Below are 24,992 nucleotides of genomic sequence, written 5' to 3'. Positions count from 1 at the left end.
GCAGCATGACCGGTGGGGAGCGACCGCGCGGGGACGGGACCGAGAGCCCGGCCGGCGCGACGGGGGCGGACACGGACGAGCGGGGGCGGGGAGCCACCGCCGACGACGGCACGAGCGACGGCACGGCCACGGGCGACGGCACGGACGTCAGGACCGCGGAGGGCGCCGAAGGCGGGGACGCCGCCGGCGGGGCCAATGCCCCGGGTGCGGGCGGCGACGAGGCTCCGGCCGCCGATGCCGATGCCGATGCCGATGCCGGTGCCGACACCGGAGCCGGAGCCGGAGCCGACGCCGGTCACGGTGGCGGGGGCTCGGGCAGTGACACCGGCCCAGGGGAACCCGGAAGCGGCGGTGCCGCCGACGACCGGCGGTTGTCGACCGTGTCGACCGCGCTCCTGGGGCTCTTCCTCCTCGCCGATGTCGTCTTCGTCTGCGGAGCCCTCGTGACGCTCTGGCCGGCGGTGCTGGCGACGGTCGAGCCCGGGGCGGAGCCCACGGCCACCGCGCGCTGGTCGCCGTTCGGCCTGGGGGACTGGTCGCTGACCGCCGACACCGCGATGCTGCTGGCCGTGGTGGTGTGCAGCGCGCTCGGCAGCTTCGTCCACGCGGCCACGTCCTTCGCGACATACGTCGGCAACCGGCGGCTCTACGCGAGCTGGCTGTGGTGGTACCTCCTGCGTGCCGGGATCGGGGTGGCCCTCGCGCTCCTCGTCTATCTCCTGCTGCGCGGCGGCCTGTTCGCCGGCAGCTCCGGCACCGGGGCGACCAACCCGTACGGCTTCTCCGGCATCGCCGGGCTCTGCGGACTCTTCTCCAAACAGGCCACCGACAAGCTCCGCGAGATCTGCGACACCCTCCTCAGCACCACGGGCGACGGCGACCGCGACCGCCGCGACGGCCTGGCCGCCGGCCGCAACGGGGACCCGGGCCCGTCCTGACCACCGGCCGGCACCCGCTCTCCGGGTCCCGGCCCTCAGCCGCAGGTCCAGGTCTCCGGTCGGCTCACCCCGGCTTGCGCGCCAGCACGTACGCCTGCGGGGTGTTCGCCGTGGTGCCGGGCCCGTCGGCCTCCCGCACCAACCGCGCCGACTCCACCAAGCCGGCGTCGCGCAGCAGCTCGGCGATCCGGTCCGGCGGGAAGCGGTGGACGTCGAGGTCGAGGGGGTGACCGTAGGCGTGCGTCAGATGGACGGACTCGTCGCCCACCTTGTACGCCATGGCGAGGAGTCCGCCGGGGGCGAGGATCCGGTGGAACTCCCGTAACAATGGCGGGAGTTCGGCGAGCGGGGTGTGAACAGTGGAGTACCAGGCGAGGGCGCCCGCCAAGCAGCCGTCCTCGAAGTCGAGGGCGGTCATCGTGCCCACGTCGAACCGGAGCCCCGGGTGCGCCCAGCGGGCCACGGCGATCATCTGGGGCGAGAGGTCGACGCCACAGACGTCGAGCCCCAGCGAGGCCAGATGTCCGGTGATCCGCCCCGGCCCGCACCCCAGGTCCGCGACGCGTCCGCCCCCGGCGTCCAGCACCCGCTCGGCGAACACCCCCAGCATGGCCCGCTCGAACGGGCTCTTCGCCAACTCGTCTCTCAGCAGCTTCTCGTAGTCGGTGGCGACCGTGTCGTAGGACTCCCGGGTGGTGTGGTCGTGTGCGCTCATGCTTCGGACGGTAGCCGGAGGGTCTGACAACGACGTCGGACAGCGGCCGGAGAGAGCGGCCTGTGCGGCGGTGACGATCGGGCCGGGCCGGACACCGTGCGGATCAGCCCCGACGCCGTTCGTCGTCCGTTCAGCCCCGACGTCGTTCGTCGTCCGTGAGCAGCCTGTCCATCGCCCGTCCGAACATGCGCCGCGCCAGCCCTCCGAGCGGGCGGTCGAACAGGCCCGGCAGCGGGCGCACCCGCAGGTCCTCGCGCCAGACCGTACGGGACGCGCCGTCACCGTGCGGATGGACCTCGATCTCGGCCCACCCGGTGACGAACGAACCATGCTTGACGAGACGGCACTTGCCGGCTGCCCCCGCCTCGGGCGGCTGCCAGACCGTGACCTCCATCGGGTCGTCGAAGGCGAGCGGCCCCACACCGCTGCGGGCCACGAACACCGTGCCCTCACCGGTCGGCGGAGGCGTGCGCACGGTGACGCGGGTCAGCGGCACGACGTCCCCGTGCCGGGGCCAGTCGGTCAGCAGCCACCAGGCACGGTCCACGGGGAGCGGGGAGAGGCGTTCCAGGAGGAAGAGAACCACGGGGCGAGCGTAGGCGAACCCGCGCGGAGGAGGCGGGTGGCGAGGGCGTACGGAGGGTCGCGTCATGTGCCCGCATGCATCCGGACCGCCCCCCAGCACGGCCCCCAGCACCGCCCCGCCCCACCCGGATCACCCCACGCGGACCGCCCCGCCCGTCCGTCGTCCGTCGCACTCGGCGCAGAGCCCCTACCGCCCCGCCACGCCGTACGGCACGATGAGCGCGACCGCACGCCCGCCCCTGGCCGGAAGGTGCTCTCGTGGACCCTGAACTGCACGCCAGACTCGACGAGTTGCAGCGGGATCCGTATCCGCTCTACGCGCGGGCCAGGGCGGCCGAGGGGCTGACGTACGTCCCCGAGCTGGACTCCTGGCTGGTGGCGCGGGACGCCGACGTACGGGAGGTGCTGCGGCGCCCGGAGGACTTCTCCTCGGCCAACGCCCTGCGCCCCGACGTCATGCCCGCGCCCGCCGCGCTGGCCGTCCTCGGCGGCGGCTTCGGCGGCCGCCCCGTCGTCGTCACCGCCGACGGCGCCCTCCACCAGGAGCTGCGCGCCCCCATCGTGCGGGGCCTGTCGCCCGCCAGGGTCGCCGCCGTCCTGCCGTACGCCGCCGAACGGGCCGCCGCCCTCGTCGACGACTTCGTCAAGAACGGCGAGGGCGGCCGCGTCGAGCTGATGTCGGCGTACGCGGGGCGGCTGCCCGGCGAGGTCGTCGGGCGGCTCGTCGGGTTCGACCCGGACGACGTGCGGGCGCTGGTGCACGGCGGTCACCGGGCCGAGCAGCTGCTGTTCCGGCCCATGACGGAGGCCGAGCAGATCGCGGCGGCCGAGGACGTGGTCGCCACCGCCCACCGGCTCGACGCCTTCGTACGCGCCCGGCGCGCGGACCCGCGCGCGGACCTGGGCACCGAACTCATCACCTCCGTCGCAGGACCGGGCACCGGCGAGCTGACGCTCGACGAGCGGCACCAGGTCGTCGCCCACCTCCAGAACCTGCTCATCGCGGGGCACCTGACCACGACGGCCCTCATCGGGACCACCGTCCTGCATCTGCTGCGCGACCGCCGGCAGTGGGAGCTGCTCTGCGCCGAACCGGAGCGCATCCCGGCCGCCGTCGAGGAAGCCGCCCGCTATGACACCGCGTTGCAGGGCTTCCGTCGCGTCACCACCCGCCCGGTCACCCTCGCGGGCACCGAACTCCCCGCCGGGACACCGGTGTTCCTCGCGTTCGCCGGCGCCAACCGGGACGCTTCCCGCCACCCGCGTCCCGACGACTTCGACATCACCCGCCACGCCGGCAGCCGTCACCTCTCCTTCGGTCTCGGCACCCACACCTGCCCCGGCTCACAGCTCGCCCGGGAACAACTCCGCCTGACGCTGGAGCAGTTGACCAGCCGCCTCCCGGAGCTGCGGCTGGCGGAGGGCCGACGGATCACCATGCGGCCGACGTTGATCCACCGCTCCCCGGAACGCCTCGACCTCGTCTGGTGATCCGCGCGGCGTGAGCGCCGGGCGGCGCGCGGAGACCGAGGACGGCTCACACGTCCAGCAACTCCCGCGCCGCCACCAGCATCCCCGTCTCCAGCGACCGGTTCGCCGCCAGCCCCGTCACCAGTGACCGTGCCCCGTCCACCGCGTGGGCCGCCCGCCCGAGCGCGTCCGGCACCCGCTCCCCGAACAGGTCGGCCAGCATGCGGACATCGCCGCCGCCGTGCCCGCCCTCGCCCGTCTTCACCTTCACCTCGCGCGGCGGCTCCCAGAAACGGCGGACCAGCAGCTGGGTCCTGCCGGTCGCCCCGCCCGCCTCGGCGCCGTGCAGGACCGGGCTCGCGCCGGTGACCCGTACCTGGGCCCGCGTCCACGTCGACTCCTCCACCAGCAGCTCGACGCGCCCCTCGCTGCCGTTGAAGGCGATGCGGTAGCCCTCCCAGGGGGAGTAGGCGGTGAGGTGGTAGGTCAGGGTGGCGCCGGAGGCGTAGCGGACGAGGACCGCCATGTCGTCCTCGATGCTGACGCCGGGCCCGAAGACGTTCTGGTCGCGGTGGTAGCCGTCCTCCCGCTCGGCGTCCAGGTAGAGCGCGGTGAGGACGGGGGAGTCCCGCAGGCGCAGAGCGAAGGGGTCGGACTCGGCCGCCGGGGAGCCGTGGGCGCGGGTGTAGTCCCGGGCGAGGCCCCGGCGGCGGCCCGCCTCGTCGCCGTAGAAGAAGAGGCCGCCCTGGGCGTAGACGGTCTCGGGGCGGGTGCCGAGCCACCAGTTGACCAGGTCGAAGTGGTGGGTCGACTTGTGGACGAGGAGACCGCCCGAGTTCGCCTTGTCGCGGTGCCAGCGGCGGAAGTAGTCGGCGCCGTGCCGCAGATCGAGCAGCCACTCGAAGTGCACCGAGCCGACCTCCCCGATCTCACCGCTCGCGAGCAGTTCCCGTACGGCCGAATGCACGGGGTTGTAGCGGTAGTTGAAGGAGACGCGGACCTCGCGCCCGGTCCGCCGCCGGGCCTCCAGGATGCGGTGGGCGCGCTCGGCGTCGGTCGTCATCGGCTTCTCGGTGACGACGTCGCAGCCCGCCTCCAGGGCGCGGACGATGTAGTGGTCGTGGGTCCGGTCCACCGTGCACACCACGACCAGGTCGACCCGCTCGCGGCGCAGCATCTCCTCGAACTCGTCGGCCCCGTACGCCGGTACGGGCGCGCGGCCGGGGTGGTCGGCGGCGATCCAGGCGTTGTGGGCGGCCATGCGGTGCGTGTTCAGGTCGCAGAGCCCGACCAGCTCCACCCGTTCCGCGAAGGGTCCCGTCAGGGCCTCGGTGAACATCCGCGCCCGGGCACCGAGCCCCACCACGGCGGCGCGGCGGGGTTGTGGGGAGGTGGTGCAGGGGTCTTGTTGTGACATCCGGACCTTCCCTAGGGTCGCTACGGGGGGTGGAAGCGCTTTCTAGTGAAAGAGGTGACCCACTCATGCCCCGAATCAGGACGAGGGAGTCCTGGAAACCCCGTGCGGCGGCCGCCGCGCTGGCGCTCTGCGCGCTGCTCGCCGGCTGCTCCGGCGCGGACGGGTCGGGCGGCGACGGCGGGAAGGTCGTCCTGCGCTACACGTGGTGGGGCAACCCCGACCGGGCCGCCAGAACCCAGGCGGCCGTCGAACTCTTCGAGCAGAAGAACCCGGGGATCGACATACAGACCTCCTTCGCCGGCTACGAGGCCTACAAGCAGAAGCTCGCCACCCAGGCCGCCGGCGGCGACGCCCCGGACGTGATGCAGCTCGACTACCGGATGATCGACCAGTACGCCTCCGGGGGCGTGCTCCTGGACCTCGCCGAACAGCGATCGGCCCTGGACACCGCCGAGTTCGAGCCGGGACTGCTCGCCACCGGCAAGGTCGACGGCAAGCAGTACGCCGTGCCGCAGGGCCGTGGCACCGAGACCATGGTCTACGACACCGAGAAGTGGAAGGCGGCCGGTCTCGCACCGCCCCGGGTCGGCTGGACCTGGAGCGAATGGGCCGACGCCATGCGGAAGGTGGCCGAGGAGAGCGGAGAACCCGGCGGTACCGACCCCGGGCAGAGCGAGGACGCCTTCGAGATCTGGCTGCGCGGCCAGGGCAAGGCCCTCTACACCGAGGACCGCCGGCTCGGCTTCGACGCCGACGATCTGACCCGCTGGTGGACCTTCACCGACCGGCTCCGCCGCGAGGGCGCCGTCTCGCCCGCCGAACAGACCACCCAGCTCGACGGCACGGTCGAGAACACCCCGCTGGGCCGGGGCACGGCCGCCTCCGACGTCAACTGGGACGCGCCCGCGAGCGGTTACCTCGCCCTCGTCCCCACCGGGATCTCCCTCGCCCCCATGCCGGGCGGCGAGGACGGCACGCCAGGGCAGTACTTCAAGCCCTCCATGTTCATGGGCGTGGCCGCCGACTCCGGCCACCCGGAGGAGTCCGCCCGGCTCGTCGACTTCCTGCTCAACGACGACGAGGCCGCGAAGATCCTCGGCGCCACCCGGGGCATCCCCGTCAACGAGTCGATCCGTGCCGACATCGCGGCCGAGCTCAAGGACTTCGACAGGACGATCTACGAGTACCAGGCCACCGTCGAAGGGAAGCTCGACCCGCCGCCCCAGGCGCCCCCGTCGGGCGACAGCGCCCTGCAGACCACGTTCCAGCGCGACTACGACCAGGTGTCCTACGAGCGGATGTCCCCCCGCGAGGCCGCCGAGAACTACCTCACCGAGGCGAAGGCGGAGCTGAGGTCATGACCACCACGCAACTGCCGACCACCGTACGCGGCAAGGGAGTTCCCCAGCCGGACCGGCCCGCCCGGCGCCGCCGACGGGAGGGCGCGGCCTGGGTGTTCCTCTCCCCCTGGGTGCTCGGGGCCTGCGTCCTGACCCTGCTCCCGATGGCCGTCTCGCTCTACCTCTCCTTCACCGACTACGACCTCTTCAACGCCCCCAGCTGGGTGGGCCTGCGCAACTACACCCAGATGTTCACCGAGGACCCCCGCTACTGGCGCTCGGTGGCGACGACCCTGCTGTACGTCGTCCTCGCCGTCCCGCTGCAACTGGCCCTCGCCCTCCTGGTCGCCCTGGCCCTGAAGAACATGAAGCGCGGCCGCGCCTTCTACCGCTCCGCCTTCTACGCCCCCTCGCTCCTCGGCGCCTCCATGTCCATCGCCCTGGTCTGGCGGGCGATCTTCAACGACGGCGGCACCGTCGACCACCTCCTCGGCACCGGCGGCTGGGTCAACCGTCCCGGCTGGGCCCTGCTCGCGGTCGCCCTGCTCACGGTGTGGCAGTTCGGCGCCCCGATGGTCATCTTCCTCGCCGGACTCCAGCAGATCCCGGGGGAGTTGTACGAGGCCGCCGAGGTGGACGGCGCGAGTGCCTGGCGCCGCTTCGTGTCGATCACGGTGCCGATGCTGTCGCCCGTGATCTTCTTCAACCTGGTCCTCCAGACCATCCAGGCCTTCCAGGTCTTCACCCCGGCCTTCGCGGTCAGCGCGGGCAAGGGCGGCCCCGCCGACTCCACCCTCTTCTACACGCTCTACCTCTACGACCGGGGCTTCGTCGCCTCCCACATGGGCTACGCCTCCGCCATGGCGTGGGTGCTGCTGCTCGCCATCGGCGCGGTCACCGCGATCCTGTTCCGCACGTCCCGCTCCTGGGTCTTCTACGCCTCCGAGGGGGACCGATGACCACCAGCACACCCTCAACGCCCGTAGTACGCAAGCCTGTCGCCTGGCGGCGGGTGGCCCTGCACGCCGGCTGCCTGGCCGCGCTCCTCGTCATGCTGTACCCGCTGGCCTGGCTCCTCGCGACCTCCGTGAAGCCCGCGAACGAGGTCATCGCCAGCCTCGACCTGCTGCCGAGCCGGCTGGAGTGGTCCAACTACGAGACCGCGCTCGACGGCGTCAACGACGTGTCGGTGGGCCGGCTGCTCGGCAACTCCCTGCTGATCGCCGGCGGCGCGGTCGTCGGGAACGTCCTCTCCTGCTCCCTGGCCGCGTACGCCTTCGCGCGGCTGCGCTTCCGTTTCCGGGGACCGCTCTTCGCCTTCATGATCGCGACGATCATGCTGCCGCACCACGCCGTGCTGATCCCGCAGTACATCATCTTCAACCAGCTCGGCATGGTGAACACCTACTGGCCGCTGATCCTGCCGAAGTTCCTCGCCACCGAGGCCTTCTTCGTCTTCCTCATCGTGCAGTTCATGCGCGGACTGCCGAGGGAACTGGAGGAGGCGGCGCGCATCGACGGCTGCGGACCGTTCCGGAGCTTCTTCTCGGTGATCCTGCCCCTCACCCGGCCCGCCCTGATCACCACCGCGATCTTCACCTTCATCTGGACCTGGAACGACTTCTTCACCCAGCTGATCTATCTCTTCTCGCCGGAGAAGTTCACGTTGACCCTGGCGCTCAGGTCGTTCGTGGACGCGTCGAGCACCTCGGCGTTCGGCCCGATGTTCGCCATGTCCGTCATCGCCCTCCTGCCGATCGTGCTGTTCTTCCTCGCCTTCCAGCGGTTCCTGGTGGAGGGCATGGCCAACTCCGGGATCAAGGGGTGAGCGCGCCGCGGACCGACCGGGAGCCGGGCGAGATCTTCGGCCCGCGCATGACGCTGTTCGCCGATGTGCTGAGTGTCGGTGTCGCCGTGGCGGTGGTGAGCCTTCCGCTGGTCACCGTGCCCGCCGCGCTCTCCACGGCCTGCGCGGTCCTGCGCGGCGTACGCGAGGGCCGCCCGGTCACGGCCGCCCGGTTCCTCGGGGCGCTGCGCAGGCGACTGCGCCCCGGCGACCTGGCCGCCGGGCTGCTCGCCCTCGGCGGCCTGTTCCTCGCCCTGGTCGATCTGGCCCTCGCCGGTGCCGGACTCCCCGGCGGCAGGGCCTTCGCCCTCCTCGTCGCCGCCCTCGGCGGCTGCGCCGCCGTGATCGGCTTGCGTGCCTGCGCCCGCCCCGAGTCGGTCGGGGACTGGCCGGCGGCGGTGCGGGGAGCGGCCCGGGACGCGGTGCGCGATCCGGGCGGCAGCGCGCTGGTCGTCCTCGCGGTGGCGACGGCCGCGGCGAGCGCCTGGATGCTGCTGCCGCTGGTGTTCCTCGTACCGGGGCTGCTGGCGCTGGCGCTCACGGCCGTCGACGTACGCGGAAAAGGGGTCGCCGTACGGGAGGGCGTGTGATGGGCTGACCCCCGCACGACGGGCTGACGCGCATGACGGGCCCGTGCCTCGGACGTCCTGCCTAGGGGGAGCGCGACGGTGAACAGACGGCGGCGGAAGAAACTGTCGCACCGGCTGGTGTGGGCCGCGGCGGTCGGCGACACCACCGCCGTCGCCGCGTTGCTGCGGGCCGGAGCCCCCGCCGAGACGACGGACGCCGAAGGGACGACGCCCCTGTACGCGGCCGCCGTCCACGGGGCCGCCGACGCCGTGCGCCTGCTGCTCGCGGCCGGGGCCGCGCCCGACACCGAGAGCGGACACGGCACGGAGGGCACCCCGCTGTGCGGCGCCGCGTGCTGGGGACACATCGAGGCGGTGCGCGAACTTCTCGCCCACGGCGCCGATCCCGACCTCCGCGAGGACCACGGCACGGGCCGCTCCCCGCTCGACTGGGCGGCCGCCGGCTTCCACACCGAGACGGCGGCCGTGCTGCTCACGGCGGGGGCCGTTCCTGACGCCGAGTAGGACTCAGAACGCGTACGGTCCGAACCGGCCCCAGGCCACCACGGCCGCCAGGATCAGCAGGACCAGGCTCGGTGCCGTCTCCTTGGTCTCGCCGCGGCGGAGGTGGAAGACGACCGCGCCGAGCATCGTGACGGCGAGGCCGGTCGCCGCGAGCGGGACGAACACCGTGGCTATGTCGAGGACCGCCGGGAGGATCAGTCCGACGGCGCCCAGGCCCTCCAGCGCGCCGATGGTCTTCACCATGCCCGGGGAGAACGCCTCCACCCATGTCATGCCGGAGGCCGCCAGCTTCTCCTTGGACTGCGCGGTCTTCATCAGGCCCGCGGCGAGGAACGCGGCCGCGAGCAGGCTCGCGATGATCCAGAGGGTGACGTTCATGGCGGACTTCTTCCCATGCAGAAGGGGCGGGTTTGAGTTGAACATTCAAGAGAGGTGGGGGTTCAACGTAGAGTCGATCGAGTTGAAGCGTCAAGTCATCGCGAGCTTGATCGGTGGAGGCTGCACGTAGAGTGGGCGCCATGGAGACACCGCAGCAGTCGCGTCCGCTGACCGACGAGGAGATGGAGACCTGGCACGCGCTGGCCGGCGTGATGGTCAGACTGCCGAGCGCGCTGGACGCGGAACTGCAGCGGGACGCGGGCGTCAGCCACGTCGAGTACGTGGTGATGGCCATGCTGTCGCAGACCGAGGGGCGCACCCTGCGGATGAGCGACCTGGCCGGGCACGTCGGTTCGTCGCTGTCCCGCCTCTCCCACCTGGTGAAACGGCTGGAGCGCAGCGACTGGGTGCGCCGCGAGCCCGACCCCTCCGACGGGCGCTACACCCTGGCCGTCCTCACGGACGCCGGTCACGCCAAGGTCGTCGAGAGCGCGCCGGGCCACGCCGACGCCGTACGCCGTTATGTGTTCGACGCGCTCACCAAGGCCCAGCAGCGGCAGTTGCGGGACATCGGGAGACGGATCTGGCGGAGCGTCGCGCCCGACGACCACTGCCTGCCGCCGAGCTGACGGCCCGTCACCCCTCAGAGGCCGGCCGGCGGGCCGGTGGTGCCCCGGACCTCCAGCGTCGGCGTGGTCAGCACGACCTCGGCGGGGCGCGCCGGATCGGCGATGCGGTCCAGCAGGCGCTGCGCGGCGGTGCGGCCCACGTCGTGGCTGGCGTTGTCCACGGTGGTGAGCCAGAGGTGGCGCAGCCGGGAGACATAGGTGTTGTCGTAGCCGACGAGGGACAGGTCGCGCGGCACCCGCAGGCCCAGCTCCTCGGCCGCGGACAGGGCGCCCACGCAGGCCATGTCGTTGAACGCGACGACGGCGGTGGGCCGTTCGGTCAGGCTCAGCAGCCGGACCGTGGCGCGGTAGCCGCCCTCCTCGGTCAGGTCGCCCCGTTCGACGGCCGCCAGGCCGCTCAGCCCGTGCTCGCGCATCACCGTCTCGAAGCTGCGGCGGCGCAGGGCCCCGACCACACCGTCCCCCGCGATGTGCGCGATGCGCCGGTGACCGAGGCCGATGAGGTGCTCGGTGGCCAGGCGGGCGCCGTGCTGGTCGTCGCCCGCGACGACGTCCACCTGGGGGAGCGTGGGCTCGCGGGCGCCCGCCACCACCGTCGGGACGAGCCCGGCGGCCGTGCGCAGCGCCTCGGAGGGCGGCAGGGTGCCGACCGCGACCAGCCCGTCGACCCGCAGCTCGGTGAAGGTGCGGGTGAGGTCCTCGCCGAGCCGCCGGTTGAGATGGCCGTCGGCCAGCAACATGCGCAGACCGTTGTCGTGCAGGCGGGAGTTGAGACCGTCGAGCAGCTCGACGAACCAGGGGTTGCGCATGTCGTTGAGGAGGACGCCGACCGTACGGGTCCGGCGCTCGCTCAGGCTGCGCGCGGCGGCGTTCGGCCGGTAGCCCAGCTCGTCCACGGCGGCCAGTACCGCCTGCCGCTTCTCCTCGCGTACCTGCGCCGAGCCGCGCAGTACCAGTGAGACCAGTGACTTGGACACACCGGCCCGCTCGGCGACGTCACGGATCGTCGGGGTCGGGGGTCCGGGTCTCATGGCCTGGACCGTTCCACAGCGGCACGACCGTGTCAAAGGGCTTGACAGGGCTGGGGCATGCCCGCAGGGTGAGCGACAGACGATTTTGGAACGGTCCAATGAAGGGCAGTCATGGTGAGTGGGCTCGGTGTCGCCGTCGTGGGGTTCGGGTGGATGGGCCGGGTGCACACCCAGGCGTACGCGCGGGTGACCCACCACTTCCCGGAGCTGGCCCTGCGGCCCGAGCTGGTCACCGTCGTCGAGGACGTGCCCGGCCGCGCCGAGGAGGCGGCCCGGCAGTTCGGCTTCGCCACCACCGCCCGGGACTGGCGCGACGTGGCCGCCGATCCGCGGGTCCGGGCGGTCAGCATCACCGCGCCGAACTTCCTGCACCGGGAGATCGGCGTCGCCATGGCCGACGCCGGCAAGCACATCTGGATCGAGAAGCCGGTCGGGCTCACCGCCGCCGACGCCCGCGCCGTCGCCGACGCGGTCGAGAAGGCCGGCGTCCAGGGCACCGTCGGCTTCAACTACCGCAACGCGCCCGCCGTGGAAGCCGCCCGCGAGCTGATCGCCGCCGGCGAGATCGGCACCGTCACCCATGTCCGCATCCGCCTCTTCAGCGACTACGCCGCCCACCCCGAGGGCGCCCTGACCTGGCGGTACGAGCGGCAGCGCGGTGGCAGCGGGGTCCTCGGTGACCTCGCCTCCCACGGGGTCGACCTGGCCCGCTACCTGCTCGGCGACATCGCCTCCCTCATCGCCGACACCGCGATCTTCGTCCCCGAGCGGGCCCGCCCCGCCGGCGCCACCGCCGGCCACACCCGCGCCTCGGGCGGCGAACTCGGCCCCGTCGAGAACGAGGACTACGTCAACTGTCTGCTCCGCTTCGCCTCCGGCGCCCGGGGCGTCCTGGAGGCCTGCCGGGTCTCCGTCGGCGAGCAGAACAACTACGGCTTCGAGATCCACGGCACCGAGGGCGCGCTCTTCTGGGACTTCCGCCGCATGGGCGAACTGGGCGTCAGCAAGGGGGACGCCTACCAGGACCAGTCCGTCCACACCCTCTACGTCGGCCCCGGCCACGGCACCTACTCCGCCTTCCAGCCGGGCTCAGCCAACGCCATGGGCTACGACGACCTCAAGGTGATCGAGGCGTACAACTTCCTCAGCTCCATCGCCGACGGCACCCCGCACGGCACCACCCTCGCCGACGCCGTGCGCAGCGCCACCGCGCTGGACGCGATGAGCCGCTCCGCCGAGGCGGGGGCATGGGTGCACCTCTGAAGGCCGGAGGACCACCTGCCGGCCTCGAACTCCCCTCGCCCGGAAGTCAGTTGCGGACGAGCAGCTGGAAGTCGAAGGAGTAGCGCGAGGCCCGGTAGATATGGGTGCCGTACTCGACGGCGCGCCCGGTGTCGTCGTACGCCGTGCGCTGCATCGTGAGCACCGCGGCGCCCTCCGGCTCGCCGAGCCGGTCGGCCTCCTCGGGTGTCGCGATACGGGCGCCGACGCTCTGGTGGGCGCTGTGCAGGGTGATGCCGGCGTTGCGCATCATCCGGTACAGGCCCGTCGACTCCAGGCGCTCGGTGTCCAGGTCCAGCAGCCCGGCCGGGACGAAGTTGGACAGGAGCGCGACCGGCTGCCCGTGGGTGAGGCGCAGCCGTTCGAAGAGGTGCACGTCGGCGCCCTCGGCGATGCCCAGGGCGGCCGCTGTCTCGGCGGAGGCCTGGCGGAGTTCGCTCAGGACCACCACGGTCGTGGGCCGCTGACCGGCCGCCTCCAGGTCGTCGTACAGGCTGCTCAGCTCCAGCGGCCGTTTGACCTGGCTGTGCACCACCTGCGTGCCGACGCCCCGGCGGCGTACGAGCAGGCCCTTGTCGACGAGCGACTGGATGGCCTGCCGTACGGTCGGCCGGGACAGGCCGAGACGGCCGGCGAGCTCGATCTCGTTGCCCAGGAGGCTGCCCGGCCCGAGCGCGCCGTGCTCGATCGCCGACTCCAGCTGCCGGGCCAGCTGGTAGTACAGCGGCACCGGGCTGCTCCGGTCGACACTGAGGTCGAGACTGCCTGTACTCCCCGTAGTCGCGCTGGTCACGCCCATGAGGGTATCCGTCCGTCCGGATGACAGGAACCCCTGTCATCGCATTGTCCTGACAAGCCCGGCGCACAGCGCGCCGGGCTCGGGCCCTTCAGGTGACCGGCCGTCAGAGGTGGCGGCGCCGGTCGGCCACCTCGCGGTCGTACGCCGTGCGCGCCTCGACGGCGGCCGGCCGGGAGGCGGTCTCCGCGACCGGCACGTCCCACCAGGCCTGTGCCGGGGGAGCGGTGGGCGTCGGGTCGGTCTCGACGTACACACAGGTGGGCCGGTCCGAGGCGCGGGCCGCGGCCAGCGCGTCGCGCAGCTCCTTCACGGTCTTCGCGCGGATGACGTCCATGCCGAGGCTGGCCGCGTTGGCGGCGAGGTCCACCGGGAGCGGGGCGCCGGAGAAGGTGCCGTCGGCGGCGCGGTAGCGGTAGGCGGTGCCGAAGCGCTCGCCGCCGACCGACTCGGAGAGGCCGCCGATGGAGGCGTAGCCGTGGTTCTGGATGAGGACCAGGTTGACCGGCAGGCCCTCCTGGACGGCCGTCACGATCTCCGTCGGCATCATCAGGTACGTGCCGTCGCCGACCAGCGACCAGACGACCGTGCCGGGCGCCGCCTGCTGGACACCGATCCCGGCGGGGATCTCGTAGCCCATGCAGGAGTAGCCGTACTCCAGGTGGTACTGGCGGGGGCCGCGGGCCCGCCACAGCTTGTGCAGGTCGCCGGGGAGCGAACCGGCCGCGTTGATGACGACGTCCTCGTCGCCGACGACCGAGTCCAGGGCGCCGAGCACCTGGGTCTGGGTGGGCACGGCGTGCTCGTCGGCCACGCCGTAGGCGGCCTCGACGACCTGCTCCCAGCGCTCCTTGCCGGCCCGGTACTCGGCCTCGTACGCCTCGTCCACCCGGTGCCCGTCCAGCGCCTCGGCGAGCGCCGTGAGCCCGGCCCGCGCGTCGCAGACCACCGTCCGGGCGGCCAGCTTGTGGGCGTCGAACGCGGCGATGTTGAGGTTGACGAAACGGACGTCCGGTGCCTGGAAGAGGGTGTTCGAGGCGGTGGTGAAGTCGGTGTAGCGGGTGCCGACGCCGACGATCAGGTCGGCCCCACGGGCGATGTCGTCGCAGACGGCCGTGCCGGTGTGCCCGATGCCGCCGAGGTCGGCGGGGTGGTCGTGGCGCAGGGAGCCCTTGCCCGCCTGGGTGGACGCGACCGGGATGCCCGTGGCGTCGACCAGGGCCTTCAACGCCGCCTCGGCCTCGCTGTGGTGGACGCCGCCGCCCGCGACGATCAGCGGCCGCCGCGCGGCGCGGATCGCCCGCACCGCCTCCGCCAGCTCCACCGGGTCGGCCTCGGGACGCCGTACGCGCCACACGCGCTCGGCGAAGAACTCCTCGGGCCAGTCGTACGCCTCCGCCTGCACGTCCTGCGGCAGGGCGAGGGTGACTGCGCCGGTGTCGACCGGGTCGGCGAGGACCCGCATGGCGTTCAGGGCGGCCGGGATCAGCGCCTCGGGGCGGGTGATCCGGTCGAAGTGGCGGGAGACCGGGCGCAGGGTGTCGTTGACCGAGACGTCGGCCTCGGTGGGGTGCTCCAGCTGCTGGAGCAGCGGGTCGGCGGTGCGGGTGGCGAAGTAGTCGCCGGGGAGGAGGAGTACGGGCAGGCGGTTGATGGTGGCGAGGGCGGCGCCGGTGACCAGGTTGGTGGCGCCGGGGCCGATGGAGGTGGTGACCGCCTGCGCGGAGAGCCGGTTCAGCTGGCGGGCGTACCCGACGGCCGCGTGCACCATGGACTGCTCGTTGCGGCCCTGGTGGAACGGCATCGTCTCCTCACCGGCCTCAAGGAGCGCCTGGCCGATGCCCGCCACATTGCCGTGGCCGAAGATGCCCCAGGTGCCGGCGATCAGCCGGTGGCGCGCACCGTCGCGCTCGGTGTACTGCGCGGACAGGAACCGCACCAGCGCCTGGGCGACGGTCAGACGGCGGGTGGGGGACTGGGACATCGGGACCTCACGGGTTGGGGTGGTGGTGGTTGGTGTGCGGGGCGGGCTCAGAGCAGTCCGACCGCCGTGTCGACCGCGGTCTCCACGTCGCCCTCGGCGGGGTAGAGCAGGGAGCGGCCGACGACCAGGCCCTGGACCGTGGGCAGCCGCAGGGCCTTGCGCCACTTCTCGTACGCGCCCTCCTGATCCTTGCCCACTTCGCCGCCCAGCAGCACGGTCGGCAGGGTGGACGTCTCCAGCACCTCGCCCATCGCGTCGGGGTCGTCGGTGACCGGCAGCTTCAGCCAGGTGTACGCGGAGGTGCCGCCGAGACCGGCCGCGATGGCGATGGAACGGGTCACGGCATCGGCACTCAGGTCGTTGCGGACCCTGCCGTCCACCCGGCGGGAGAGGAACGGCTCGACGAACAGCGGCAGTCGGCGCGCCGCCATGTCGTCGACCGCCCGGGCCGTGGAGTACAGGGTGCGCAGGGAACCGGGGTCGTCGTGGTCGATGCGCAGCAGGAGTTTGCCGGCGTCGAAACGGAGCCGCTCGATGTCCTCGGGGCGGTGGCCGGTGAAGCGGTCGTCCATCTCGAACGAGGCGCCGGCGAGCCCGCCGCGGTTGAGGGAGCCCATGACGACCTTGCCTTCCAGGGCGCCCAGGAGCAGCAGGTCCTCCAGGATGTCGGCGGTGGCGAGCACGCCGTCCACGCCGGGGCGGGACAGGGCCGTGCAGAGCCGTTCCAGGAGGTCGGCGCGGTCGGCCATGGCGAGGGGGCGGTCGCCGACGCGGAGCGCTCCGCGGGCGGGGTGGTCGGCGGCGACGATCATCAGACGGCCGGTGTCGCCGACGAGGGGGCGGCGGGAGCGGCGCGCGGCGGCTTCGGCGACGGATTCGGGGTGCCGGGCGCGGAGGGTGGGGAGGTCGGGGATGCGGATGGTCAAGTGGGGCTCCGGGGGCGTCGGGGGCGGGGTCGGGGTCGGGGAAAGGGGTGGCTGGTTGGGGTGCGTCGCCGGGTGCGGGTGGGTGGGGCTTCTCGCGCAGTTCCCCGCGCCCCTGAAAGACCAGGCCCCTGCGGGCCTGAAAGACCACGGCCCTGCGGGCCTGAAAAGCACGGGGCGCAGCCCCTGCTTTTCAGGGGCGCGGGGAACTGCGCGACCAGCCCCCACTCACCCGCACCCGACGACGCACCCGACGACGCACCCCACCACCCCCTCACCCCCCACCGCTCAACAACGCCCCCACCTCCCCCTCCGTCGGCATCGCCGAAGAACAGGCGAGACGCGACGCCACGATCGCCCCCGCCGCGTTCGCGTGGCGCATCATCCGTTCCAGGTCCCAGCCCCGCAGCAGCCCGTGGCAGAGCGACCCCCCGAACGCGTCCCCCGCGCCCAGCCCGTTCACCACCTCCACCGGCACCGGCGGCACCTCCGCCACCGTGCCGTCGCGGTGGACGGCGAGGACCCCCTTGGGGCCCTGCTTCACCACGGCCAGCTCCACCCCCGCCTCCAGCAACGCCTCCGCGCACGCCCGCGGCTCCCGTACGCCCGTCGCCACCTCGCACTCGTCGAGGTTGCCGACGGCCACCGTCGCGTGGCGCAGCGCCTCGGCGTAGTACGGCCGGGCCGTCTCGGGGTCGTCCCAGAACATGGGCCGCCAGTCGAGGTCGAAGACGGTGATGCCGGACCGGCCACGGGCCTTGAGCGCGGCGAGCGTCGCCGAGCGGCTCGGTTCCTCGCTCAGGCCGGTGCCGGTGATCCAGAAGACCCGGGCCGCGCGGATGGCGAAGCAGTCCAGCTCTTCGGTGCGGATCTCCAGGTCGGGGGCCTTCGGGCGGCGGTAGAAGTAGAGCGGGAAGTCGTCCGGCGGGAAGATCTCGCAGAACGTGACAGGGGTCGGGTACTCCGCGACGGGCGTGACGAACCGGTCGTCGACGCCGAACTCCTCGAGCGCCTCGTGCAGGAACGTGCCGAAGGGGTCGTCGCCGGTCCGGGTGATCACCGCGGTCGCGTTGCCGAGCCGTGCGGCGGCCACCGCGACATTGGCGGCCGATCCGCCGAGGAACTTTCCGAAGGACTCGACACGCGCGAGTGGGACGCCGGTCTGCAACGGATAGAGATCGATTCCGATACGACCCATCGTGATCAGATCGAAGGATTCGGCGGGCTCGGGCATGCGCGTCGCTCCTCGGGTGGGGGGATGCGGGCCACCGGAGACCCGCGGCGCGCGGGGATGCGTGTGCTCGGGTCCGGATGTATCCCAGATTTAGGGCCCGAACCGACCCGGTGTCAAGAGTTTGTACTGACATCCTGACCTGCTTCTGAAATGATGTCTTAACAAAGTCTTGACAGGGGGGTCCGTCAGGGGTTTGTATCCCGTCCCAACGAAACAGCGCAGCCGGCCTACCGGCACAATGATCCGGACTTCGAACGTCCGGGCCCGCGCGGGCAGTCCGCCCGACGCTGTCCCGTTCCCTTTCCCCCTGTCGCACAGTGAGGTGCAGGAAAGATGGACCGCACGTACTCCCGCTCACGCAGAGTGGCCCCCTTCATCGCCATGGCCGCGGCTTCCGCGCTGCTGATAGCCGGCTGCTCCAGCGACTCCGGCGGGAAGAAGGCCGAGGAGGGCGGGTCGAACGCCTCCGCGGGCAAGGCCGACACGCCCCGGATGAAGGTCGCTCTGGTCACCCACCAGGCCCCCGGGGACACCTTCTGGGACATCGTCCGCAAGGGCGCCCAGGCGGCGGCCGACAAGGACAACATCGAGCTGATCTACTCGGCGGACCCGAACGCCGGCAACCAGGCCAACCTGGTGCAGAACGCGATCGACCAGAAGGTCGACGGCATCGCGATCACCCTCGCCAAGCCCGACGCGATGAAGGACGTCGTGGCAAAGGCGACGAAGGCGGGCATCCCGGTCGTCGGCCTCAACTCCGGTCTGAGCGACTGGCAGAACCTCGGTCTGATGTCCTTCTTCGGGCAGGACGAGAGCGTGGCGGGCGAGGCGTTCGGCAAGCGGTTGAACGACGTCGGCGCGAAGAAGGCCGTCTGTGTCGTGCAGGAGCAGGGCAACGTGGGCCTGGAGCAGCGCTGCGCGGGCGTGAAGAAGACCTTCGAGGGCGACACCGAGGTCCTCAACGTCACGGGCACCGACATGCCGTCCGTGAAGTCGACCATCACCGCCAAGCTCAAGCAGGACACCGCCATCGACTACGTGGTCGCCCTCGGTGCCCCCTACGCCCTGACCGCGGTCCAGTCGGTCGCGGACGCCGGGAGCAAGGCGAAGGTCGCCACCTTCGACCTGAACAAGGAGCTGACGGACTCGATCAAGAGCGGCGACATCCAGTTCGCGGTGGACCAGCAGCCGTATCTGCAGGGCTACCTGGCCGTGGACTCGATGTGGCTCTACAAGAACAACGGCAACTACAGCGGCGGTGGCGAGGAAGCGGTGCTGACCGGCCCCGCGTTCGTCGACAAGAAGAACGTCGACAAGATCGCCGAGTTCGCCGCGAAGGGCACCCGGTGATCTGAATGACCCAAGCAACGGCTCCGGCGGCGAGTTCCTCGCCGCCGGCTCCGCCGGCCGGCACACAGAAGGACGGGCGCACCGTGCAGCGCTCGCTCGGACGGCGGCTGCTGGCCCGCCCGGAGGTCGGCGCGCTGATCGCCGCGATCGGGGTGTACATCTTCTTCTTCTCGGTGGCCCCGTCCTTCCGGGAGGCCAGTTCGCTGGCGACCGTGCTCTACCAGGCCTCCGTCATGGGCATCATGGCGATCCCGGTGGCCCTGCTGATGATCGGCGGCGAGTTCGACCTGTCCGCCGGTGTCGCGGTCACCACCTCCGCCCTGACCGCAGCGATCCTCAGCTTCCAGCTGTCGGTGAACGTGTGGACCGGCGTGATCGTCGCGCTGATCGCGTCGCTGGCGGTGGGCGCGTTCAACGGCTGGCTGCTGATCAAGACCGGGCTGCCCAGCTTCCTCGTCACGCTCGGGTCGTTCCTGATCCTCCAGGGCTCGAACCTGGCGGTGACGAAGATCTTCACCGGCAACGTGGCGTCCGACTCCATCAGCGACATGGACGGCTTCGACCAGGCCAAGAGCGTCTTCGCCTCCGAGGTCGGCATCGGCGGCGTCGAGGTCAAGATCACGGTCTTCTACTGGCTGGCGTTCGCGGCGATCGCGACCTGGCTGCTGCTGCGCACCAAGTTCGGCAACTGGATCTTCGCGGTCGGCGGCAACAAGGACAGTGCGCGGGCCGTCGGCGTGCCCGTGAACTTCACCAAGGTCGCCCTGTTCATGGGGGTCGGCGCGGGTGCCTGGTTCGTCGGCATGCACCTGCTGTTCTCGTTCAACACGGTGCAGTCCGGTGAGGGCGTGGGCAACGAGTTCCTGTACATCATCGCCGCGGTGATCGGCGGGTGCCTGCTGACCGGCGGCTACGGCTCGGCGGTCGGCCCGGTGATCGGTGCCTTCATCTTCGGCATGGTCTCCCAGGGCATCGTCTACGCCAACTGGAACCCCGACTGGTTCAAGGCCTTCCTCGGCGTGATGCTCCTGATCGCCGCCCTCGTCAATCTGTGGGTCCGCAGCCAGGCCACCCGGAGGTGAACCACCCCGTGACCACCAGCAACGAAACCACCACCCCCGCGACCTCGGGCGCGGGCGAGGCCCCCGTGGTCGAGCTGCGGAACACCGGCAAGGCCTACGGCAACGTCCGCGCCCTGCACGGTGTGAACCTGGCCGTCCACCCCGGCCGTGTCACCTGCGTCCTGGGCGACAACGGCGCCGGCAAGTCCACCCTGATCAAGATCATCTCGGGTCTGCACCAGCACACCGAGGGCGAGGTCCTCGTCGACGGCGAGCCGGTGCGCTTCACCACCCCGCGCGAGGCCCTGGACGCCGGTATCGCCACCGTCTACCAGGACCTGGCGACGGTCCCGCTGATGCCGGTCTGGCGCAACTTCTTCCTCGGCTCCGAGTTCACCAAGGGCCCCTGGCCCGTCCGGCGCCTGGACATCGCCCGGATGAAGGAGACCGCGGACACCGAACTGCGCAACATGGGCATCGTCCTGGACGACCTCGACCAGCCCATCGGCACCCTCTCCGGCGGCCAGCGCCAGTGCGTCGCCATCGCCCGCGCCGTCTACTTCGGCGCCCGGGTGCTGATCCTGGACGAGCCCACCGCGGCGCTCGGTGTGAAGCAGTCCGGCGTGGTGCTGAAGTACATCGCCGCCGCCCGCGACCGCGGCCTGGGCGTCATCTTCATCACCCACAACCCCCACCACGCCTACATGGTCGGCGACCACTTCAGCGTCCTGCGCCTCGGCACCCTCGAACTCAGTGCCGCCCGCGACCGGGTCAGCCTCGAAGAACTCACCAACCACATGGCCGGCGGTACGGAACTCGCGGCGCTCAAGCACGAGTTGGCCCAGGTTCGCGGCGTCGACGTCGAGGAACTCCCCGAGGAGGACGACCTCACCGCACCCGCGGCCTCCGCGAAGGACGGGGCCGCCTGACCCCGGCCGCTCCTCGTGGGCGGCCACGCGGCCGACGACACGGCGAGGGCGCTTCACACGGAGCCCCTCGCCGGTCGGCGAACGACTTCTCGCCGGTCAGCGTACTTGGCTGGCGATCGCCTTGCTGTTCGGTTACCCGGCCGTCACTATGAGGTGTGCCGCCCGGAGCCGTACGCCCGAGGAGACGCCTATGGACAGGTACGAGCAGCCCTTCGCCACGAGCGTCGTCAGGGATCTGCACGACACTTCGCTCGACGAGGTGCCCGAGTCCGCTCAGGAATCGGCAATGGCAAGGATGCTCGCAGGTGGCGGAGAGCCGGTGGCCGCCTTCCAGTCGTCGCTCTGACCGGCCTGGCCGGAACGACGAGGGATCGTCCCGGTGACGGTGGCGGCGCGGCCCTTCCGCCAGTTTGTGATCAAGGTGCACAGCCGGTGCGATCTGGCCTGTGACCACTGCTACGTCTACCAGCACGCCGACCAGAGCTGGCGCGGGCGGCCGGTGACGATGTCCCAGGAGACGTTCCGTCGTGCGGCCGCGCGGATCGCCGAACACGCGACCGCGCACCGCCTCACCCGCGTACACGTCGTGCTGCACGGCGGTGAGCCCCTGCTCGCCGGGCGGGAACGCCTGCGCGGCTTCGCCCGCGCACTCCGCTCCGCGCTGCACGGCGTGGCCGAACTCGACCTGCGCATGCAGACCAACGGGCTGCGCCTGGACGACGAGTTCTGCGCGATGCTCGTCGACGAGTCCATCGTCACCAGCGTCTCGCTCGACGGCGACGAGGCGTCCAACGACCGCCACCGGATCAGACGGGACGGCTCCGGCTCCTACCACGACGTGGTCCGCGCGGTGCGCCTGCTCGGCTCACCGCCCCACCGCGCCGCCTTCGGCGGGCTGCTCTGCACGATCGACGTCGAGAACGACCCGGTGGAGGTGTACCGGGCGCTGGCCGCGCTCCGCCCGCCCGCCGTCGACTTCCTGCTGCCGCACGCCACCTGGGAATTCCCGCCACCCCGCCCCGGCGGCGAGACCGACTACGCGGACTGGCTGATCGCCGTGCACAAGCAGTGGACCGCCGACGGCATGCCGATGCGCATCCGGATGTTCGAGTCCATCAGCCGGCTGACCCGCGGCCGTGGCAGCCTCACCGAGGCGCTGGGGCTGGGCAGTTCGGACCTGCTCGTGATCGAGACCGACGGTGCCCTCGAACAGGCGGACTGGCTGAAGACGGCGTACCCGGGAGCCCCGGCGACCGGCATGCACCTCGCCACCCACCGGCTGGAGGAGGCCGCCGAGCACCGGGGCATCCAGGCCCGCCGCGCCGGGCTCGACGGACTGAGCGCGCAGTGCCGCGCCTGCCCCGTCGTCTCCGTCTGCGGCGGCGGCCTCTACGGGCATCGCCACCGCGCCTCCAACGGGTTCGACAACCCCTCCGTCTACTGCGCCGACCTGCTGAAGATCATCGAGTACGTCCAGACCACGGAGCGCAACGACGCCGACGTCCGCCACGGCTGGCACGGTCTGTCCTGGACCCACTTCGACGAACTGGCCGCCGGCTACGGCAGCGCGGCCGCCGTCCGCTCCCTGGCCGCGGCACAGAACAGCCAGCGCAGAGCGCTGCTGGCGGCGGCCCGCCGAGCGGACACCCAGGGGACGGGGACGGGGGCGGGGTCCGGGCGGGGTCCCGGCCAGGACGCGGGGGCCGGCCCGGGAGGGGGTTCCGGTCGGGGAGGGGGTTCCGGTTCCGCCCCGGGCTCGGGGTCCGCCGGGCCGGGCTTCGGACCGGGCACGGGCTTGAGTTCGGGCTCGGGTTCGGGTTCGGGTGCGCGATCGGGCTCGGGCTCGGCCTTCGGCTCGGGCCCCGGTGCCGGTCCGGGACTGACGGCCGGGCCGGCGCCGATTCCGGCGAGTGCCGGTCCCGGCGCGGGCGAGAGCACGAGCGCAGGGACGGGTGCGCGTGCGGGCGCGGCTGCGGCCACGGGTGCGCGCACGGGCGCCGACGCGGCTCCCGGCCCGATGCCGGAACGCGCCGGCCCGATGCCGGAACGCGCCGGCCCGATGCCGGAACGCGCCGGCCCGGCGGACTCGGGGCCCGGCTGGGAGGCGATCCTGGCGCTGCCGGCCGCCGCGCTGGACGTCCTGCTGGCCGATCCGTACCTCCGTGTGTGGGCCCTCGCGTGCGGGCAGCCGGTGCGACGGCGGGCCGAGGGCCGCCCGGCCGAGGCCGCGCTGTCGGCCGTCGCGCGCGCCGGTGGCCGCCTGACCCTGTCCGTCCCGCTGCGGCACGAGCCCGAGGGGCCGGCGATCCATCTCCCCGGCCTGGGGCGGCTGTCGCTGCCCGCCGACGGCCGGGACGGGCGCCGCCCCGGCACGGTCACCGTGACGGCCGCCGACACCGCGCTCACCGTCGAAGGGCGGACCCTGGGCCAGGAACAGCCCCCCGACGGCATGCGCTGGCAGCCGCTGCGCCAGCTGTCCGCCGACGGACTGGAAGTGGCCCTGGACGACCTGGACCCCGCCCGCGACTGCTACGGCTACGAGCCCCTGCCCCGCCTGTCCGAGGCCGAATTCCGACGGTGGGAGGCGATGTTCGGGGAGGCCTGGCAACTGATCAGGACCCAGTACGCCGAGTACGCGCAGGGCATCGCCGCCGGACTGACCACGGTGACCCCGCTCGCGCCCGCGGCGTCCGGCGACGACGTCAGCGCCACCTCCCGGCACGCGTTCGGGGCGGTCGGCATCGCGCTGCCCCGCACGGCCGAGGATCTGGCCATGCTGATCGTGCACGAGTACCAGCACGTCAAACTGGGCGCGATGCTCGACATGTTCGACCTGCTCGACGGCCTCGACGACCGCCGCTACCAGGTGCTGTGGCGCCCCGACGCCAGGCCGCTCGACGCTCTCGTGCAGGGCGCGTACGCCCATCTCGCGGTCGCCGACATCTGGCGGCTCAGGGTCCGCCGCGGTGCGGGCGGTGTCGGCCCGGCCCTGTACGAACGCTCCCGCGTCGAGGCGGACAAGTGGCGCACGGCCGTGCTGGACGCCCTCGACACGGTGGCCGGAACCGGCTCCCTGACCGCCCTGGGACACCGGTTCGTGCGCGGCCTGCGGGGCGAGGCGGAGACCCTGGGGGGAGTGGCCGAAACCGGCCCGATCGCGGTCTGATGCTCGATCAATTCCCGTTCACCGTAACGGTGTCCGATACAACTTGAGCCGGCAGACCCCTGGCACCCACGGCGGTCTTCGCGTTCCAATGGACCCTGGAGAAGAATCAGCGGTGATGCTCGGGGCGGGGAGACCCGAGGTGGGCGACGGGGGAGGGAAAGGCGAGTCCATGGTTCATCCGGCTTCTCAGGCGACACCGGCGTCGGTTTCCTCCGATCCGTACGTATTCTTCATGAGTTACGCACGGTTGCCGGCGGGTGCGAGGGCGAAGAAGGATCCGTCTACTGTGGCGTTGGAGCAGTTCCACACCCATTTATGCAGCGACATCATGCAGTTGACTGATCACGACGGCGTGGAATCGCCCGGATTCCTCGACCAGAGCATCGATCTGGGTGAGAACTGGCAGAGCAGACTCGAACACGCTCTGGCCACCTGCCGGGTTTTCGTGCCCGTCTACACCAGCCGGTACTTCACGAGGGAATGGTGCGGAAAGGAATGGGACGCCTTCGCACGACGTCAGGAGGAACAGCTTCGGACCCGGCCGTACACGGGCAACGCGATCATTCCCGTCCTCTGGGTGGGACAGCAGCATCTGACTCTGCCGCCCGTGGCGAAGAAAGTGCAGTTCGCTCGGCACGACCTGGGTGAGGACTACCTTGGATCGGGCTTCTACGGATTGAAGAAGGCGGGCCGGCACGCCAGGTACCGCAGCTCTGTGTGGGCGCTCGCTCAGAGGATCGTCAACGTGGCTCAGCAGACCAGCCTTGAACCGTGCGACGTGGAGCTGTTCAAAGACCTCCGGAACGTCTTCGAGGGGGAGTAGCG

24 protein-coding genes are annotated in these 24,992 nt (G+C 71.9%); 15 read left to right on the top strand and 9 right to left on the bottom strand.

The features are described from left to right. Positions 1-5 precede the first annotated feature (5 nt). Entirely contained in the window at positions 6-938 is a 933-nt protein-coding gene (locus HW837_RS08980; RefSeq protein WP_237270112.1) for a hypothetical protein, read from the top strand. A 64-nt stretch (positions 939-1,002) separates the two neighbouring features. Here the strand turns inward: HW837_RS08980 and HW837_RS08975 are convergent, their stop codons facing one another. Continuing rightward, on the bottom strand, positions 1,003-1,653 hold the full coding sequence (locus tag HW837_RS08975) for a class I SAM-dependent DNA methyltransferase (RefSeq protein ID WP_193381001.1): 651 nt from the start codon (positions 1,651-1,653) through the stop codon (positions 1,003-1,005). Between the two features lie 130 nt (positions 1,654-1,783). Next, positions 1,784-2,239 carry an SRPBCC family protein gene (locus HW837_RS08970; protein WP_193381000.1) on the bottom strand — a complete coding sequence of 152 codons (456 nt, stop codon included), beginning with the start codon at positions 2,237-2,239 and terminating at the stop codon, positions 1,784-1,786. A gap of 257 nt (positions 2,240-2,496) precedes the next feature. On the opposite strand from HW837_RS08970, the gene HW837_RS08965 reads away from it, so the two are divergent. Further along, positions 2,497-3,729 carry a cytochrome P450 gene (locus HW837_RS08965; protein ID WP_093791258.1) on the top strand — a complete coding sequence of 411 codons (1,233 nt, stop codon included), beginning with the start codon at positions 2,497-2,499 and terminating at the stop codon, positions 3,727-3,729. A gap of 46 nt (positions 3,730-3,775) precedes the next feature. On the opposite strand, the gene HW837_RS08960 is transcribed toward HW837_RS08965, so the two are convergent. Continuing rightward, positions 3,776-5,125, bottom strand: coding sequence for a Gfo/Idh/MocA family protein (locus tag HW837_RS08960; protein WP_193380999.1), 1,350 nt, complete (start codon positions 5,123-5,125; stop codon positions 3,776-3,778). Positions 5,126-5,190: 65 nt separating this feature from the next. Between HW837_RS08960 and HW837_RS08955 the strand changes: the two genes are divergently transcribed. The 5 genes from HW837_RS08955 (at position 5,191) to HW837_RS08935 (ending at position 9,405) form a co-directional block, all read left to right on the top strand. Next, positions 5,191-6,486, top strand: a complete 1,296-nt coding sequence (locus tag HW837_RS08955; protein WP_093791254.1) for an ABC transporter substrate-binding protein — start codon at positions 5,191-5,193, stop codon at positions 6,484-6,486. Continuing rightward, entirely contained in the window at positions 6,483-7,424 is a 942-nt protein-coding gene (locus tag HW837_RS08950) for a carbohydrate ABC transporter permease (RefSeq protein WP_045559702.1), read from the top strand. Before HW837_RS08955 ends, HW837_RS08950 begins: the two co-directional genes overlap by 4 nt. Next, positions 7,421-8,293 carry a carbohydrate ABC transporter permease gene (locus tag HW837_RS08945; protein ID WP_045559701.1) on the top strand — a complete coding sequence of 291 codons (873 nt, stop codon included), beginning with the start codon at positions 7,421-7,423 and terminating at the stop codon, positions 8,291-8,293. The genes HW837_RS08950 and HW837_RS08945 overlap by 4 nt, the downstream gene beginning before the upstream one ends. After that, positions 8,290-8,901, top strand: a complete 612-nt coding sequence (locus HW837_RS08940; protein WP_045559700.1) for a hypothetical protein — start codon at positions 8,290-8,292, stop codon at positions 8,899-8,901. The genes HW837_RS08945 and HW837_RS08940 overlap by 4 nt, the downstream gene beginning before the upstream one ends. 78 nt (positions 8,902-8,979) lie before the next feature. Next, complete coding sequence (locus HW837_RS08935) at positions 8,980-9,405, top strand: ankyrin repeat domain-containing protein (protein WP_045559699.1); 426 nt, start codon at positions 8,980-8,982, stop codon at positions 9,403-9,405. Positions 9,406-9,408: 3 nt separating this feature from the next. Here HW837_RS08935 and HW837_RS08930 read toward each other — a convergent pair whose 3' ends face one another. After that, positions 9,409-9,783: a DoxX family protein gene (locus tag HW837_RS08930; protein ID WP_045559698.1), complete on the bottom strand. Its 375-nt coding sequence runs from the start codon at positions 9,781-9,783 to the stop codon at positions 9,409-9,411. A 140-nt stretch (positions 9,784-9,923) separates the two neighbouring features. Here HW837_RS08930 and HW837_RS08925 point away from each other — a divergent pair, with 140 nt between their 5' ends. After that, the gene (locus tag HW837_RS08925; RefSeq protein ID WP_045559923.1) at positions 9,924-10,412 is read left to right on the top strand and encodes a MarR family winged helix-turn-helix transcriptional regulator; all 489 of its coding nucleotides are present in this window, start codon (positions 9,924-9,926) and stop codon (positions 10,410-10,412) included. 14 nt (positions 10,413-10,426) lie between these two features. Here the strand turns inward: HW837_RS08925 and HW837_RS08920 are convergent, their stop codons facing one another. Continuing rightward, on the bottom strand, positions 10,427-11,443 hold the full coding sequence (locus HW837_RS08920) for a LacI family DNA-binding transcriptional regulator (protein ID WP_045559697.1): 1,017 nt from the start codon (positions 11,441-11,443) through the stop codon (positions 10,427-10,429). 111 nt (positions 11,444-11,554) lie between these two features. Between HW837_RS08920 and HW837_RS08915 the strand changes: the two genes are divergently transcribed. Further along, positions 11,555-12,706: a Gfo/Idh/MocA family protein gene (locus tag HW837_RS08915; protein ID WP_045559696.1), complete on the top strand. Its 1,152-nt coding sequence runs from the start codon at positions 11,555-11,557 to the stop codon at positions 12,704-12,706. A 46-nt stretch (positions 12,707-12,752) separates the two neighbouring features. Here HW837_RS08915 and HW837_RS08910 read toward each other — a convergent pair whose 3' ends face one another. The 4 genes from HW837_RS08910 to iolC all read right to left on the bottom strand — a co-directional run bounded on the left by HW837_RS08910 (position 12,753) and on the right by iolC (position 17,661). Continuing rightward, positions 12,753-13,523 (bottom strand): GntR family transcriptional regulator, encoded by a 771-nt coding sequence (locus HW837_RS08910; protein ID WP_045559695.1) that lies wholly within the window; start codon positions 13,521-13,523, stop codon positions 12,753-12,755. 103 nt (positions 13,524-13,626) lie between these two features. Beyond that, positions 13,627-15,504 (bottom strand): 3D-(3,5/4)-trihydroxycyclohexane-1,2-dione acylhydrolase (decyclizing), encoded by a 1,878-nt coding sequence (gene iolD, locus HW837_RS08905; RefSeq protein ID WP_093791246.1) that lies wholly within the window; start codon positions 15,502-15,504, stop codon positions 13,627-13,629. A 47-nt stretch (positions 15,505-15,551) separates the two neighbouring features. After that, positions 15,552-16,430 carry a Cgl0159 family (beta/alpha)8-fold protein gene (locus tag HW837_RS08900; protein ID WP_045559693.1) on the bottom strand — a complete coding sequence of 293 codons (879 nt, stop codon included), beginning with the start codon at positions 16,428-16,430 and terminating at the stop codon, positions 15,552-15,554. Between the two features lie 271 nt (positions 16,431-16,701). After that, positions 16,702-17,661, bottom strand: a complete 960-nt coding sequence (gene iolC, locus HW837_RS08895; RefSeq protein WP_045559692.1) for a 5-dehydro-2-deoxygluconokinase — start codon at positions 17,659-17,661, stop codon at positions 16,702-16,704. Between the two features lie 333 nt (positions 17,662-17,994). Here iolC and HW837_RS08890 point away from each other — a divergent pair, with 333 nt between their 5' ends. The 6 genes from HW837_RS08890 to HW837_RS08860 all read left to right on the top strand — a co-directional run bounded on the left by HW837_RS08890 (position 17,995) and on the right by HW837_RS08860 (position 24,990). Then, positions 17,995-19,011 (top strand): sugar ABC transporter substrate-binding protein, encoded by a 1,017-nt coding sequence (locus tag HW837_RS08890; RefSeq protein WP_045559691.1) that lies wholly within the window; start codon positions 17,995-17,997, stop codon positions 19,009-19,011. Positions 19,012-19,016: 5 nt separating this feature from the next. Beyond that, positions 19,017-20,093, top strand: coding sequence for an ABC transporter permease (locus tag HW837_RS08885; protein WP_045559690.1), 1,077 nt, complete (start codon positions 19,017-19,019; stop codon positions 20,091-20,093). 8 nt (positions 20,094-20,101) lie between these two features. Then, complete coding sequence (locus tag HW837_RS08880; protein WP_086787168.1) at positions 20,102-21,001, top strand: ATP-binding cassette domain-containing protein; 900 nt, start codon at positions 20,102-20,104, stop codon at positions 20,999-21,001. Between the two features lie 190 nt (positions 21,002-21,191). Next, complete coding sequence (gene fxsA / locus HW837_RS08875; RefSeq protein WP_005482117.1) at positions 21,192-21,347, top strand: FxSxx-COOH cyclophane-containing RiPP peptide; 156 nt, start codon at positions 21,192-21,194, stop codon at positions 21,345-21,347. A gap of 33 nt (positions 21,348-21,380) precedes the next feature. Then, on the top strand, positions 21,381-24,167 hold the full coding sequence (locus tag HW837_RS48485) for an FxsB family cyclophane-forming radical SAM/SPASM peptide maturase (protein WP_313895508.1): 2,787 nt from the start codon (positions 21,381-21,383) through the stop codon (positions 24,165-24,167). A gap of 115 nt (positions 24,168-24,282) precedes the next feature. Continuing rightward, positions 24,283-24,990 carry a TIR-like protein FxsC gene (locus HW837_RS08860; RefSeq protein WP_234442663.1) on the top strand — a complete coding sequence of 236 codons (708 nt, stop codon included), beginning with the start codon at positions 24,283-24,285 and terminating at the stop codon, positions 24,988-24,990. Positions 24,991-24,992: the final 2 nt, after the last annotated feature.

Origin of the sequence: Streptomyces caniscabiei, assembly GCF_014930365.1 — a bacterium.
Lineage (GTDB): Bacteria > Actinomycetota > Actinomycetes > Streptomycetales > Streptomycetaceae > Streptomyces > Streptomyces caniscabiei.
Note: the sequence above shows the minus strand (reverse complement) of the source record. Positions and strands in the feature narration are given on the sequence as shown.